At 62.3% G+C, this 13,776-nt stretch carries 13 protein-coding genes; 7 read left to right on the top strand and 6 right to left on the bottom strand.

Going from position 1 to position 13,776, the window contains the following annotated elements; translation table 11 throughout:
* Positions 1–449: 449 nt before the first annotated feature.
* Positions 450–767 carry a hypothetical protein gene (locus tag ACGFNJ_RS30155; protein WP_393455598.1) on the top strand — a complete coding sequence of 106 codons (318 nt, stop codon included), beginning with the start codon at positions 450–452 and terminating at the stop codon, positions 765–767.
* 417 nt (positions 768–1,184) lie between these two features.
* Here the strand turns inward: ACGFNJ_RS30155 and ACGFNJ_RS30150 are convergent, their stop codons facing one another.
* The 4 genes from ACGFNJ_RS30150 to ACGFNJ_RS30135 all read right to left on the bottom strand — a co-directional run bounded on the left by ACGFNJ_RS30150 (position 1,185) and on the right by ACGFNJ_RS30135 (position 6,837).
* Entirely contained in the window at positions 1,185–3,791 is a 2,607-nt protein-coding gene (locus tag ACGFNJ_RS30150) for a valine--tRNA ligase (RefSeq protein ID WP_393455596.1), read from the bottom strand.
* A 74-nt stretch (positions 3,792–3,865) separates the two neighbouring features.
* A complete protein-coding gene (locus ACGFNJ_RS30145; protein ID WP_393455593.1) occupies positions 3,866–4,786 on the bottom strand; it encodes a glycosyltransferase family 2 protein in 921 nt (306 codons plus the stop codon).
* The gene (locus ACGFNJ_RS30140; protein WP_393455590.1) at positions 4,783–5,472 is read right to left on the bottom strand and encodes a methyltransferase domain-containing protein; all 690 of its coding nucleotides are present in this window, start codon (positions 5,470–5,472) and stop codon (positions 4,783–4,785) included. The genes ACGFNJ_RS30145 and ACGFNJ_RS30140 overlap by 4 nt, the downstream gene beginning before the upstream one ends.
* Before the next feature lie 9 nt (positions 5,473–5,481).
* Positions 5,482–6,837 (bottom strand): hypothetical protein, encoded by a 1,356-nt coding sequence (locus ACGFNJ_RS30135; RefSeq protein WP_393455587.1) that lies wholly within the window; start codon positions 6,835–6,837, stop codon positions 5,482–5,484.
* Between the two features lie 229 nt (positions 6,838–7,066).
* Here ACGFNJ_RS30135 and ACGFNJ_RS30130 point away from each other — a divergent pair, with 229 nt between their 5' ends.
* Both ACGFNJ_RS30130 and ACGFNJ_RS30125 read left to right on the top strand, forming a co-directional pair.
* On the top strand, positions 7,067–8,413 hold the full coding sequence (locus ACGFNJ_RS30130; RefSeq protein ID WP_393455585.1) for a hypothetical protein: 1,347 nt from the start codon (positions 7,067–7,069) through the stop codon (positions 8,411–8,413).
* A gap of 18 nt (positions 8,414–8,431) precedes the next feature.
* Positions 8,432–8,806: a hypothetical protein gene (locus ACGFNJ_RS30125; protein ID WP_393455582.1), complete on the top strand. Its 375-nt coding sequence runs from the start codon at positions 8,432–8,434 to the stop codon at positions 8,804–8,806.
* A 135-nt stretch (positions 8,807–8,941) separates the two neighbouring features.
* On the opposite strand, the gene ACGFNJ_RS30120 is transcribed toward ACGFNJ_RS30125, so the two are convergent.
* Positions 8,942–9,775, bottom strand: a complete 834-nt coding sequence (locus ACGFNJ_RS30120; RefSeq protein ID WP_393455580.1) for a DUF1932 domain-containing protein — start codon at positions 9,773–9,775, stop codon at positions 8,942–8,944.
* The gene (locus tag ACGFNJ_RS30115; RefSeq protein ID WP_393455577.1) at positions 9,772–11,190 is read right to left on the bottom strand and encodes a hypothetical protein; all 1,419 of its coding nucleotides are present in this window, start codon (positions 11,188–11,190) and stop codon (positions 9,772–9,774) included. The genes ACGFNJ_RS30120 and ACGFNJ_RS30115 overlap by 4 nt, the downstream gene beginning before the upstream one ends.
* A gap of 442 nt (positions 11,191–11,632) precedes the next feature.
* Between ACGFNJ_RS30115 and ACGFNJ_RS30110 the strand changes: the two genes are divergently transcribed.
* The 4 genes from ACGFNJ_RS30110 (at position 11,633) to ACGFNJ_RS30095 (ending at position 13,752) form a co-directional block, all read left to right on the top strand.
* A complete protein-coding gene (locus tag ACGFNJ_RS30110) occupies positions 11,633–12,097 on the top strand; it encodes a hypothetical protein (RefSeq protein ID WP_393455574.1) in 465 nt (154 codons plus the stop codon).
* Between the two features lie 49 nt (positions 12,098–12,146).
* Positions 12,147–12,590 (top strand): DUF4254 domain-containing protein, encoded by a 444-nt coding sequence (locus ACGFNJ_RS30105; protein ID WP_393455571.1) that lies wholly within the window; start codon positions 12,147–12,149, stop codon positions 12,588–12,590.
* Positions 12,590–13,024 carry a hypothetical protein gene (locus tag ACGFNJ_RS30100; RefSeq protein ID WP_393455568.1) on the top strand — a complete coding sequence of 145 codons (435 nt, stop codon included), beginning with the start codon at positions 12,590–12,592 and terminating at the stop codon, positions 13,022–13,024. The genes ACGFNJ_RS30105 and ACGFNJ_RS30100 overlap by 1 nt, the downstream gene beginning before the upstream one ends.
* A 392-nt stretch (positions 13,025–13,416) precedes the next feature.
* Positions 13,417–13,752: an Lsr2 family protein gene (locus tag ACGFNJ_RS30095; RefSeq protein WP_393456494.1), complete on the top strand. Its 336-nt coding sequence runs from the start codon at positions 13,417–13,419 to the stop codon at positions 13,750–13,752.
* Positions 13,753–13,776 lie beyond the last annotated feature (24 nt).

Here is a 13,776-nt window from a genome sequence, read left to right as displayed (position 1 = left end):
CTTACGCTGATGAACGGATGTTCTGCGCAACAGGCGATCTCGCGGTGCCGTACACGCACCCAGTGGTATGGGAGTGCAACGCATGACGACGATCCACAGGGGTCGGGATGATGCGGGGATGTGCTTGCAGAAGGCGACGCGGGTCGAGGCCCGCGTCGTGCAGCAAGCTCGGATTATCGGCTGGCAGGTTCTATCCGGCAGTCTGGATCGCTGCCCCGGATGGTTGACACCCGACGGAAGTAGAAACGAAGTGCTCCCAATCCACGATGAAAGAGTTATGCGCTATGAATCCATGGGCGCGGAATCCATATGACGGGCGTCATTCGTCGCCCGGTTGGTCGTGCTGCGGAAGCGATCGGGATTGGCGGCGCGACAGGTTGGGTCCGGTAGCGAGGTCACAACGCTATGAATATAGCTCGGAATACGAGCGAAAACTGAGGAGCCCGGCCATGCCCGACCCCAAACACGTTCCACCTGAACCGGCTGAGCGTTCAACTGTCCGTTTCTCGGTCCAGCATTCCGATCAGCACCCATGGGAGGACACCCGGCGCATCTACACATTCGTCGCGATCCGAATTAACCATCAATGGTACACGTCCAGGGTCGAAAACAGGATCGACTTCGACGGAGAACACCACACCCGATGGGGTGTGCCTCCGCTCGCCGACTGGGCCGAGATCGCCGAAGCCGCGCACGGGCCGATTGAGGTTGCGAGTGGGTGGGCGACAATCGGTGTTGGAAAGGGTAATCACACCCACGAAGTGTGATCAGATAGCGCTGCCGCCCATCCGCTACCCGGTCGGGTAGCTTGCTGCCCTCGGGTCCCCAGCCCACACCGTCCTCATCGGCTATTACTAATGGCCTCGGGACAACCCACACACTGGGCGGACCACCGCACATGCAACATAATCGGCAAGCGAACGTTTTGCACCGCAGCCGATCTCGTCGCGCAGTCTCTGCGGCCGATGCGGACGTTTCGCGAAACGCGGGCCCCGCGCGGATTCAGCAGCACGATGATCGGTACCTCCGCTTCCGGTGGTTGAACTACGGTCACTCGGCGATGGATCCCGATCTGGGGAGTCGCGATTGGAGTGTCAAGCCCGGCTAATCCTGAATGCTGAGTACCGACAGCGGCCGGTCGCAACTTGGTGCAACCAATTGCTGGTTGCACCAAGGCGACCCAACTACTTGGACAGAGCTTCTAGTTGACGCTGAATTCGATCAGTGTCGTTCTGGGCCTTGTCCCTTCGACTGCGAATTCCGTCGATGATGTCCGCTGGCGCCTTGGCCAGGAAACTGTCGTTGCCTAGTTTCTTCGAGGTGTTCTCCAGCTCTTTCTGTGCTGCCGCGAAGTCTTTCTCCAGACGGCGGCGTTCGGCGTCGACGTCGATGGCTTGCGAAAGGTCGAGACTGACTCGAGCCTGGCCGATCGGCAATGTCGCTGTCGGGCTGAACTCGTCGGTGACGGGTTCGAGTCGCAGCAGTTGCCGGATCGCGGACTCGTGAGCCAATAATGCCGGAGTCAGCTCGAGGCGGGCTGGCACGGGCTGGCTGGTTCGTACGCCCTGTTCCGAACGGAACCGGCGGACCTCGGTCACGAGGTGTTGCAGCTCGGCGATCTCGGCTTCTGCACCCAAGTCGCGGTAGCCGGTGTCGGTCGGCCATGACGCGATCACGACCGATTCCTCACCGGTGAGTGTGGTCCAGAGTTTGTCGGTCACGAACGGGATGATCGGGTGCAGGAGTCGCAGCAGGACGTCGAGGATGTGACCGAGAACGCGTCGGGATGCGTCGGCGGCGTCACCGCCTGCCGCATAGGTGGCTTTGGACAGCTCGACGTACCAGTCGAAGGCTTCGTCCCACGCAAAGTGATAGAGCGCATCGGTCAACTTAGCGAACTCATAGTCCTCGAAAAGGCTGTCGGCTTCGGCCACAACGGTATTCAGTCGCGACAGGATCCACCGGTCGACAGCTGACAGTTCGGCATGGGACGGTAGCGGGCCAGTGGTGGTGGCACCATTGAGCAACGCAAAGCGCGTGGCGTTCCAGACCTTGGTTGTGAAGTTGCGGGCGCCTTCTACCGATTCCTCGGCGATAGGTGCATCGGTGCCGGGGTTGGCGGCGCGGGCGAGGGCGAAGCGCAAGGCGTCGGTGCCGTAGGTGTCCATCCATTCGATCGGATCGACCACGTTGCCAAAGGACTTGCTCATCTTCTTGCCGTGCTTGTCGCGGACCATGCCGTGCAGAGCAATCACCGCGAAGGGTGGTTCGCCAGTTGCGTAGAGCCCGAACATCATCATTCGGGCGATCCAGAAGAACAACAGATCGTATCCGGTGAACAGCACCGAGTTCGGATAGAACTTGGCCAGGCTATCGGTCTGCTCGGGCCAGCCCATTGTGGAGAATGGCCACAGGCCCGAGGAGAACCAGGTGTCGAGTACGTCGGGGTCCTGGACGTAATCCTCGGGTGCGGTCTCGTCGGGGCCGATGCAGATCACCTCGCCCCCGGGGCCGTACCAGATCGGGATGCGGTGGCCCCACCACAGCTGCCGGGAGATGTTCCAGTCGCGCAGGTTGTCGACCCAGTCGAAGTAGCGGCCGGCCAACTCGGGTGGATGGATGCTGACTCGACCGTCGCGCACCGCGTCACCCGCGGCCTTGGCCAACGGTGCCACTTTGACCCACCACTGCATCGACAGGCGTGGCTCGATGACGGTGCCGCAACGTGAGCAGTGCCCGACCGCGTGCACGTACGGTCGTTTCTCGGCAACGATGCGCCCTTCGGCGCGCAGGGCAGCGACTACAGTGCTGCGGGCTTCGAGCCGGTCGAGCCCTTGGAATGGGCCGGGAACGGTGATGCTCGCTCGTTCGTCCATAACCGTGAGGGAGGGCAGGTTGTGGCGTTGGCCGATCTCGAAGTCGTTGGGGTCGTGGGCCGGTGTCACTTTTACTGCGCCGCTGCCGAATTCGGGGTCGACGTGTTCGTCGGCGACCACGGGAATGCGGCGGCCGGTCAGTGGCAGTTCGATCTCGCGGCCGACGAGGTGGCGATAGCGGTCGTCGTCGGGGTGCACCGCAACTGCGGTGTCGCCGAGCATGGTTTCGGCACGGGTGGTGGCGACCACGATCGAATCCTCACCATCGCCGTAGCGGATCGAGACCAGCTCGCCGTCGAGATCGTTGTGGTCGACTTCGATGTCGGAGATCGCGGTGGTACAGCGCGGGCACCAGTTGATGATGCGTTCGGCGCGGTAGATCAGCTCGTCGTTGTAGAGGCGTTGGAAGATCGTCTGTACCGCGCGGGAAAGACCCTCGTCCATGGTGAAACGTTCACGGTCCCAGTCCACGCCGTCACCGAGGCGCCGCATCTGATCCGAGATTGCGCCACCGGACTGGGCTTTCCACTGCCATACGCGTTGCTCGAACGCTTCGCGCCCGAGGTCATGGCGTGAGAGTCCTTCCTTGGCCAGTTCGCGTTCGACGACGTTCTGGGTCGCGATGCCTGCGTGGTCCATGCCTGGCTGCCACAAGGTTTCGAAGCCTTGCATGCGCTTGCGGCGAGTGATGGCGTCGATCTGAGTGTGTTCGTAGGCATGGCCCATGTGCAGGCGGCCGGTGACGTTCGGGGGCGGGATGACCACGGTGTAGGCGGGCTTGTTGCTGGTGGCATCGGCTCTGAAGTACCCCCTGTCTACCCACCGTACGTACAGCTCGCCTTCGAGTTCTACCGGTACGAAAGTCGTCGGCAGGGTCGTCGGGTCGTTGCTGTTTCGGGGGTGGGTTTCGGTCACAGTCGCACAGCATATTGCCTGCGCATCGCCGGTCTTGGCAGTACCGGAGGATGGTCTGAATCGGGGCCGGTTGCTTATGGGATTCCGAGCGAATCAGAGCGGCTGGTCAGGGTGGCGCGGCGCTGGCGGGCCAGTGTGAGCGCCTGGTCGAGATCGGCGGCTGCCATGTGCAGAAGGTCGGTCAGCCGGTCCGGTTTGCTGCCGTACACGAATGCTGCGAGCTCACTGGCGGATTGGGCGTCGCCGAGCAGTGTGCGGAAATAGTCCAGGTTCTTCTCCACCACGAGCTGTGTCATTTCCAGCTCACTGACTTGCGAGGTGGACAGGCGGGAGAAGCGGTTGTGGACCCGGTATTCATGGAATGGTCCTGCCAGGCAGGCGATCTCGTTCGCGTCACCAGCTCGGTGGCGGGTCGCCATGAGATCGATGGCGAATGCCCAGTCTTGCCATTTTTGGATGCGGCGGTCGTACCCGCCTGCGGCGAGGGCATCGGCGCGTCGGTACACGATCGGCATCGGCGTGTGATGCTTGCGTACCAGCAGTTCTTCTCGGCACGGATAGGCCGAGATCGTCAGCCCGTCGAAGCCTTCGAACATGCGCGAGTAGGTGTGGACAAACGCAACCTGCGGGCGCGAGGCCAGTATCTGGACGGCGGGTTCGAGGTAGCCTCCTGTTTCGAGTAGCTGCTCGTCGGTGGCCAGGCGGTCGTCACAGTCCAACGGCAGGATGTATTCGAAGTGCGCGGCGTCCAACCCTGCGTTGCGAGCGGCCTGTGCACCGCGGTTGCATGGAAGACGAACGATGCGGACGCCTGCGTGTGTGCTGGAGTTCTCGATGGCTGCCAAGGTGACGGGGTCGGTGCTGCCATCGTCCACCACAATCACCTCGAAGGGAACGGAAAGTGGTTGTTGGACAACTGATTCGACGGCTTCCGCGATGAGGTCACCGCTGTTGTGGCAGGGCAACAGGACGCTGATTCCGCGGTTCTGGCTCATCGGAGCGCTCCCGTGCCGGTATGACGGTAGGCGCAGACGGTGATTCTGTTTGCCTCGAAGTAGTTTCGAGCCGTTTCGGTGTCGCGTTCGGCGTGTGGACTCAATGTCGTGTGAATGGCCCATCCGCTATAGAGGCGTTCGATGAGGTCTCTGAAACCTGCTGCGGTGTAGGCGGCTTCACCGTCGATCATCACGCCATGGCCGCGGCGGTCGGTACGCGTGATGTCGGTGAACACCTCCAGGAAGTGTCCGGCAGCCGCAGGCGCTCGTTGGATGCAGCGAGTGAGTAGCTCGCGGACTTGGTCCTGACGCAAGTAATGAAGCACGTCTTTAGCGATCACCAATCCGAAATTGCCTATTACGGAGCAGCTCTCGACTCGCTGCTCGACAACGTCGATGTGCTTCAACCAGTCCGGGTTGGCACTCAGCCTGGAGCGGAAGATCCGTGCGGGCACCTGGTCAACCGCGACAACGGTAAAGCCGCTGCGCGCCAGGGCAAGGCTGTATGTACCCATCCCGTACCCGAGCTCGAGCGCGGTCCTCGGAGCGTCGGCGCTGATGCCATGGAGGAATCCCGCGAACCGGTCCGAGACCGGTGCGCACAGCCGTTCGGCGGTCTGGGTGCCCTCGGCCAGGGCCTTGCGGTAGAACTCGCTGACGTCGTGTTGGGTCCGCACGATGCACATGTGCTGCTCCTAGAATCCGTCGATCTCGACCGTCTGGCCGGGGATGCGTAGCGACAGGGCCAGCGCTTCGGTGATGCGCATCGGCAGGAAGTGTTGCTGCAGACGGCTTCGAGTTTCGGTGCCGCGCAACCAGTTCTGCATGAGTGCACGGTTGCTGTCGGAGTGGAACAGTCCGTCGAAGGTTTCGCGAGAGACGTACTCATCGTCGGTCAGCAGCGAGGCGTTGGCCCGAGTCAGGATTTCCGCGACCGCTCCGATCTTGTCGGCGTCCGGCCCGCGAGGAACGTCGTAACAGGTGGCGTGCACCGAGTACAACGTTGACAGTTGTGCCTCCAGATCGACGCTGGAAGTGCGGCCGTTCTTGTTGTAGACGCCATCCGGGAAACTCGACCAGTTCCGGATCGAGGGAGTGGTCTGCTCGAACGACAGAGTTCCCAGGGTGATGGTGTCGTCGGACTCTGCGTCGGCCAGCCGGAACGTCGAGGTTATGTCGGTTTCGCCGTAGCGGCGTGGCTCGCGTGCGAGCACGGCACAGCGCGAGTCACCGCCGAGGCGTTTCGTGGCCGGCCGAGATACGCGCTGCCACTGATCGGCGGGGTAGGCGCCGAAGGAACACACCTGCAACCGCAGGTGCCGGTCGCGGAACAGCAGTTTGTTCAGCGACAACACCTGGGCAGCGAGGTCGACGTAGTGGTAGCTGCCGTGCATGAGCATCCCGTACCCGTAGCGGTACGGGTGATCGTCACGGGTGACGAACTCGTGCTCCAGGTTCCAGACACCACCGGCGGCACGTAGGTGAAACGAGGTCAGCGGAGACTTCCACGCCAGCATCCGTTCACGCAGGGACCGAATGATCCTGTCGTTGTAGATGCTGTGGTAGCGGCTCAATGTCATGACCGAGTGATTGGCCTTGCGGTGGCTCGCGGTCGCGATCAACTCGGCCATGGTCGTGGAAATCAGCGAGGGCTCGAATATGTCGCCGATCATCGGAGCCAGGACAGGTTTCTCGACCAGCGAGTCCACGCCCTCTTCCACGCAGCGCCGCAGATATTGCTCATGCGAGCCGACTTCGGTGGCGATGTATGCCTTCATCGGCAGGCCGGGCACCCGCATGAACCGCAGCGCCGACTGGGCTGTCTCCAGCGCTCGCTCGGCATCGCCTCGGTCCGAGGCCACAAACAGCTTCATCCGCGGCTGCGGATCGACACCGACGAGCCGAGCCTCGATGACCTCGCGCTCGGACTCCAGATCCACGAGCGACCACGAGTCGAGATGGCCGTCCGCGATCGCTGCCCGGATGACCGGCATGTACTTGTTGGCGACGATCTCATCGAAGCCGACGACGACCAATTGGTGGATCCCCACGAAGTTCTCCATCCTGAATGCCACAGCGCCGGTCAACCCAGATCATGGGTGCCGAGTCGAGTGGCAGGTGAAAGCCGTTGCAGTGCTACTTGTTTCGAAGATGCAACGGCGAATCGGTAGTTCAACGGTCGCAGGTGGGGAGCCGGTCGGGAAGAACCGTCAGGGGTACGGCAAGGGTGCTGCAGAGGTACGCTTCTCGCACAAATCGGAAGCGGGGGTGAGTTCCGCGATGGTTGTTCAACTGAGCTGGACCGGCCTTGAAGTGCGAGCGCTACGTAATGCCCTACGCGAAACGCGGCCAGGCTTCTGCGAGATCACCGGAGTGCATTTCGAAGCACTCCGCAAATGGGAGCGCCGCGGCGCGACGGTGACGCTGCGCGCCAGCAATGCCGCGATCATGGACACCACCCTGGCGCGAGCAACCGACGATCAACGAGACCGGTTTCGCCTTCGCTGCGCTGAACTGCGTCAACCGGACGACCACGCCGAGGAAGCGAGCTCAACGCCTAAGCTCGATATCGACGATCCTGATCGCCCCTCCGCACCGTGCGGTCCGTACGCCATGGAGATCAACGACATGAACCGCCGCGAGCTGCTGAGACTATTGAGCATCTCCAGCGCTGCGCTGGCGTCGCCACCTCTGGACTGGGACCGAATCCTCGCCGCGGCCGATGGTTTCAGCCGCATCGACGCAGCGACAGCCAACGAGTACGCGAGCATCAACCACACACTGTGGGCCAGCTATTCGCGAGCGGTTACCAAAGCCGAGACCTTCCCCGCTGTTCGCGAGCACCTCGACGCTGTACTCGACGGATTGCTCCGAGCTCGCGATGACTCTGTGAGGCGATCGATGTGCGCCCTCACTGGTGAGGTCCTGCAGCTCGCTGGCGAGATTCTGCTCGACAACGCCGACTACGGCACGGCATCGCACTGCTACACACTCGCCGCCGCGTTCAGCAAGGACGCAGGCGCGATGGATCTATGGGCCTGTGCGATGACCCGTCACGCCTACATCAACCTCTTCGACCGCCAGTTCAGCGCGGCGATCCCGCTGCTCGAGTCAGCGAGCCAACTCGCACATCGGGGCGACCCCAGTATGACTACCCGGTACTGGGTTGATGCGGTACTAGCCCAGGCTCTCGCCGGCCTTGGAGATGCCGACGGATGTCGACGCGCAAGCGATTCCGCGCGAGCCGCACTCGACATGACGGGCGCACCGCATATCGGCTGGCTGCGCTTCGATGGATCGCGTCTAGATGAAGAGTTAGGCGCCTGCTATGTGCAACTCGGACGTCCAGAGCAGGCCGAGCCAATATTGCTTTCCGTTCTCGATCGTCCCCTGTCAACCCGACGCAGAGCAGGAGTCCTCATAGACCTTGCCGCCGCCGGTGCAATGCGCCAAGACCCGATCCAGCTCGTCACGTATGGAAACGCCGCGCTCGACGCCGCACGTCGAACACATTCCGGGTATCTCGGGCGCCGGCTCGAACTCCTGCGACGGCACCTCGAACCGATCCAAGATGATCGGCACGTACGTCATCTCAGCAAACAGATCGCGGGCCTACAACTCCGCTGAACACTCCAAGGAGATACGTTGCAAGACATCGACCGCGGGCACATCTTCCGTACCGCCTGGATCGCTGGCGTCACCGAGCACTATCCCGGGGAGCCGAAGCCGGGCTACATCGCGCCCTGGGAACAGATGCCAGAGTGGGAGCAGACCAGCGCCATCGCGGTCTACAAGCAGGTCGCCGCATTCATAGAGGCCACCGACGGGGCCGTCAAGAAACTTACCCGCGAGCAACGCGGACGATTCGTCGCCCTCTGCTGGATCGGGCAGATCTACAAGCACTTTCCCGACCCGAAACCTTCCTACGTCGCGGACTGGGATCAGCTCCCGGCCTGGCAGCAACAGGTCGACGCCGACATCTTCGACGCAATCGAAGACTCACTCGCAACTAAGAGCTAGCCACCGTTGGGGATATCGACAATGGTGCCGCCCATCCGCAGCCGGTATGCCGGTAGTCTTCGGCAAGTACGGCCGGATACTGAGCCAACGATACGTTCGAAGTTTCCTGGCGTTGCCGCAATTGGGAGCTGATGGTCACTCGGCGATCAGCCGCTGAATGACCTCGGCGGGAGGTAGTTCCCACTGGTCCTTGTCGGATGCGAAGAGCTGGTAGAGCTTTGCGGTCGCGTCGGCGTAGTCGGTGGGCAGGCCCGCCTCCGCGAGACTGATTGCGAACTCGTTGATCTCGGGAATCCACCGCCAGGCACGAGCCGCCATCCCGGAGAGGGCGTCTCGATCAGCGAGAAAATCGTTCCCGGTGCGGACCGCTTCAGCGACAAGGGCGTCGGCGACCCCGTGTTGGTCGGCAAGTCCGTGGGCGATGGCGGCGAGCATTCGTGCAGGCCGTTGGTAGGAGATAAGCGCCATCTTGAGTGCGCTTGCTGCCCAGGGGCTTTCGCCGAGCTCCTCGACTTCCAGTCCGGCCTCGGTAAGTATTTCGCGAACAACGGAGCGAGGTACGTTTGGCCCTGCGAGGAAGATTTTCGCAGTCGGTGCGTCACGTGGAGGCGGACCAGAGATCGCCGCGTCGATCACAGTGGCACCGGCTTCGGATAGGAAGCCTGCTATGTGCTGCATCTGTTGCGGGCTAACCGCATTGGCGTCGACGAAGATTCCGGAGTACTGGTGCTCGCCGACGCTCTCGGCGACATCGATCGCGGCCGCGGACGGGCAGACTGAGATGACGATATCCGCACGCGAAAGCAACTCTGCCAGATCATCGACCGCAGTCAGCTCGGCTTCGGTGGCGCGCTTTCGGGTTGTGGCGCTCCGATTCCCGGGGTGCCACAACACCGTGTTCCCGGCAGTTGCTAGGCGCGCGCCGATCGCAGAGCCCATGTTGCCGGGGTGGAGCAAACCGATGATCATGACGAACTCCCGGCGCCCAGTGCGCGAGTACTCGTTACCGGAGAGTCGACGATAAGGTCACGCATGCTCGTGGCGAGGGCCGATGTCTGGAAGTACGGACGTTCGAGCTGGGTACGGAACTGTAAAAGTCTGCGTCCGACGCTTTCGACCCGACGTTGCCCGCCTGTCCTGAGCACCTCCCGGATTTGCTCGGCTGCGCCGTCAAGGTCGCGTCTGGCCAGTCGAGCAACGGCGAGATCTAGTCGGGCCAGTGACATTTCGCCGAGTCGGCGTTCCTCGAGCGGGTCGGCGGTGTAGAGCTGCAGAGATTCTTCCGCGAGGTGTTCGGCTTTCGCGTAGTGGGCGTCGCCGCCGAGCCACAGGTGAGCGCTCGCAGCGGAATACGCCTGCTTGGCTATCGGGAACGCCATCATCCCTCCCGGATCGTCATGACCAGCAACTCGTTCCCGTGCCCACTCCGCCTTAGCGAGCGCGGCCTCGGTACCTCTGACGTCGTGGAGACGGGCGCGGGCGCGGGCTTCGATCGAGGCGAGCCGAACACGGGCGGTGCCGGTTTCGGGCACAAACCCCCACCCCTGCTCTGCCATGTCCGCGGCCACGTCGTAATTGTCGTCCCAGTAAGCGATCAGCGCTTGGAGGCCACGCACCCACGCGCGCAAAGCATTATGTTCGGCAAGCTCTCCGCACAGGAAGGCCGTGCGGGCTTGCGTCTTGGCTGCATCAAGATTGCCGAGGTCGAAACAGGCGTTGGCCTGCACCGCGCACAACGTCCCAGCGATCGCGTAGAGCTCACGTGTCCGGCCTGGTGGCTGACGGCCTTCGAGAAGCCGAAAGAGTCGGTTGGTGAGCGAACGGAGCTCGACGAACAGCGGGTAGATCGGCCTGTTCGGATACACCTTCACGATGCGGCGCAGGTCTTCCTCGAACTGCTCAAGTGTGTGTGGACCGACGTTGCTCTGTTCGGCGTATTCGCCGAATGCCGCGGACTCGGCTGCGGCCATATTCGTCACCTCTTCGATCTCATCCTGCGATACCGGTCCCACCCGCCGGAGGGTGCTGGCCGAGTGCTGCTGAGGGAGAGGATGCGAGCTTTGAATCGACGCCGTCTCGTCGAGCATTGGCGGTCCGAAGAGTGCCTCGGCGCTGACGTTGAACTCCGCGAACATCTTCTCCAGCACGCGGCAGGAGATCGGATGCGGCAGCGTAACCAGTTCGCCGTTGATCCACCTTCGTGCTTGTCCCCATGAGACCTCGATTTTCTCACGCTTCGGAGACATCAGGGCGAGCTCAGCGGCCGTTTGATTGAACGCGCGCACGAACTCGGTGGTCGAAAGCCTTCTCCTCTTGACCAGTTGCTCGAGACGCGTACGGGCTGTCTGATCGTCCACCTCGAACCCCTCTCCGTGATCGGCCATGGTGGGTACACCTTCGATTTCAGGCTACGGACATGCAGGAATTCCGGGGTATCAGGCGGAGCAGATGTGGACCAAAAGCTGACCAAACAATCATCTCGCGACCGACGCCACTGAATAAGGATCAGACCCCATCGTTGCAGGCAAACCGGGCGAGGAGGGCGTCGATGAACAACACAACATGGTCTATGGCCTGTCCGACAGTGCAACCAGCAGCCGCAACTGAGTGGCACTGCAAGAAATACCGAGATGGTCTAGTCCATCCCGACGATCAGTTCAGTTCTGTCGTGTTGCCAATCTTCGTCGCCGATTGCGCTTCGAATCGCCTCGTCGTCGCTAGCCAATCAACAGGCACCGAGAAGGCGCAAGCGCAGTCGATCGGATCTAGGTCGGCACACCTACTTCCAGCCCAAGAGCCAGGCCGTCACCCGAACGAGGTGCAGTGATGTTCGAACGGTGCCACAGCCCTCATGAGGTCGCCTACGTCTACGCCCGTCACGGGTATCCGGTCGAGCTGGCGTGCGGGCGGGCGTCCATTCTCACCAGCTCCAAGCTCGGTGCGGTGGTGATGGTGTCGTCGCTTGGCCGCTCGGTTCGCGAGTTGCTCGGCGATGCTGTGCCGGTCCCGATCATCAGCCACCCGAAGCATCGGCAATGGATCTTTCTGGCCGGTCCCGAACGGGCACGACGTCTTGGTCCACAAGCGCTGATCGAGTTGCAGCGACATGACGTCCGGGTGCTCAACGCCGGTTGCCGTCTGTGGCTGCCGATGTCGGACTCCCGAACAGGGTGGTACTGGGCTTCACCGCCTCTGGGCGGTATGAGCTCGGTGCCGTCACGCACATCGGTGTTCCAGGCAGTCCGGGCTGCGCTCGACAGTCGGACTGTCGCGCACGCTGAACGGTGCTGACCACATGGGTGCCGCGCCGCGTCGTCTCTTGCTCATGGTGGAGCGGTTGATGGTTCAGCCAGTGTTGTCATTCCCCTCCGATGACGCGTTGATCCTGGCGATCCGCGGCCACCGCACCGACAACCACCAGCTGTGTCAGCTCGCCAGCGAACTCGGCCAGCTGCATTGGCGGCTCGCGACCGACCCCCCGGACACTGAAACTTCTTTAGAGAGAACCGAGCTCATGCTCAAGATCGATGTGTGGGTGGCGGTGCGGCTGCCGGTCCCACATCGGACGGCAACGCTGCACACCGAGACCATCGGTTCGATCATCGACCGGTTCGCTCAAGCTGTGACGCACGCCTACCACCTGCTGATGACCCTCGACCCAACCGATGAACGAGTGCACGCAGCCTGGTATCGGGTGGCCGAGCTGGCCGACGGATACACCGACCTCACCACCGAAGTGATTCGGCGTGCTCGACGCCTTCCTGCACCGGGAGATCGCAGCTGATGGCTATCGCGCTTCCATGCAAGGACGCGGTCTTGGCCGCCTGCAGGGGCTTCCCGCCGATCGAAGACGTCGTGCTGTTGGACGCGGCTGGCGAGCTCGCCGCGCTGCACCAAACGCGCGAGCACACGCCGCTGTGCGCACTCGAGGAGATCGACTGGCATCGCGTTCGGTTGATGTGCGACATCGACCTGTGGGTGCCGTTGGTGACGCCCATACCGTTCCCGTCTGCCCGAGTACATACCCACACGATGGGCCAAGTCATCGACCGGCTCGCACAGGCCACCGTCCAAACCTATATCGCACTCGCTGCTGCGCCGGATGGCTTGTTCTACGACGCGTCCGTGCAGCTCAGCGAGCTCGGCGACGCATACCAAGATCTGGTCGACGAGCTCGAACAGGGAACTCGCCGCCTTCCGGACGCCATTCCGTGGTGACCAGCCCTGCTGCGCAACACATCCCATAGCCGAGAACATCCGTGGATAGGAGTGCTCGACCCTCGACAAGTCCGACGACGAGCCGCACGGCGCTATGCCGCGGTTTCGCCACCGGCACCGTCGACGAGCCAGCTGTGTCGGACACCGATACCAGCACCGCCGAGTTCGACGTGGAGGCGCGAATCAAGAGTCGTGTGCGGCCGCGCCTTCACTGCGCGCACAACAGCTCGGCTCAATTAGCTCTATTGAGGCCGCTTCGTATCCGCCCGCGAACTCGTATGGCCACTCCATTTCGGACATTCGAGACGAGATCGGCGGCGACTAATTCGGTATTCTTTGAATTCGGAGTTAGCATTTACTCAAATAGTCGCGACTACCCACAGGATGTTCGCATGGCAAAGCAGGTTACTGTCACTCTGATCGATGACTTCGACGGCAAGTCCAAGGCGAGTGAAACAGTTGAATTCTCGATCGATGGCAGGGTCTATGAGATCGACCTGTCCACTACTAACGCGGGCAAGCTTCGTGGGGCGCTCGATCCCTGGATCGAAAAGGCTCGCAAGACCGGTCGAGCCAAGAGGAACAGCTTCGGGAAAGCTGCGCCGTCGGCGGTCGACCGTGAACAATCAGTGGCGATACGGCAGTGGGCCAGGAAGCACGGACACAACGTGTCCACCCGCGGTCGAATCCCAGCCGATGTAGTCGCGGCGTACAACAAGGCGAGCTAAAGCCGTAATAGGCCCAGGTGCTCG

Origin of the sequence: Nocardia sp. NPDC049149, from assembly GCF_043197455.1 — a bacterium.
Classification (GTDB): Bacteria; Actinomycetota; Actinomycetes; order Mycobacteriales; family Mycobacteriaceae; genus Nocardia.
This window is presented reverse-complemented; position numbering and strand designations above follow the sequence as displayed.

Coding starts and splice junctions, on each gene's coding strand:
- ACGFNJ_RS30115 (WP_393455577.1), bottom strand. CDS start 11,190: ATGGCCGATCACGGAGAGGGGTTCGAGGTGGACGATCAGACAGCCCGT.
- ACGFNJ_RS30130 (WP_393455585.1), top strand. CDS start 7,067: ATGGTTGTTCAACTGAGCTGGACCGGCCTTGAAGTGCGAGCGCTACGT.
- ACGFNJ_RS30140 (WP_393455590.1), bottom strand. CDS start 5,472: ATGTGCATCGTGCGGACCCAACACGACGTCAGCGAGTTCTACCGCAAG.
- ACGFNJ_RS30155 (WP_393455598.1), top strand. CDS start 450: ATGCCCGACCCCAAACACGTTCCACCTGAACCGGCTGAGCGTTCAACT.
- ACGFNJ_RS30145 (WP_393455593.1), bottom strand. CDS start 4,786: ATGAGCCAGAACCGCGGAATCAGCGTCCTGTTGCCCTGCCACAACAGC.
- ACGFNJ_RS30110 (WP_393455574.1), top strand. CDS start 11,633: ATGTTCGAACGGTGCCACAGCCCTCATGAGGTCGCCTACGTCTACGCC.
- ACGFNJ_RS30095 (WP_393456494.1), top strand. CDS start 13,417: ATGGCAAAGCAGGTTACTGTCACTCTGATCGATGACTTCGACGGCAAG.
- ACGFNJ_RS30105 (WP_393455571.1), top strand. CDS start 12,147: ATGGTTCAGCCAGTGTTGTCATTCCCCTCCGATGACGCGTTGATCCTG.
- ACGFNJ_RS30100 (WP_393455568.1), top strand. CDS start 12,590: ATGGCTATCGCGCTTCCATGCAAGGACGCGGTCTTGGCCGCCTGCAGG.
- ACGFNJ_RS30120 (WP_393455580.1), bottom strand. CDS start 9,775: ATGATCATCGGTTTGCTCCACCCCGGCAACATGGGCTCTGCGATCGGC.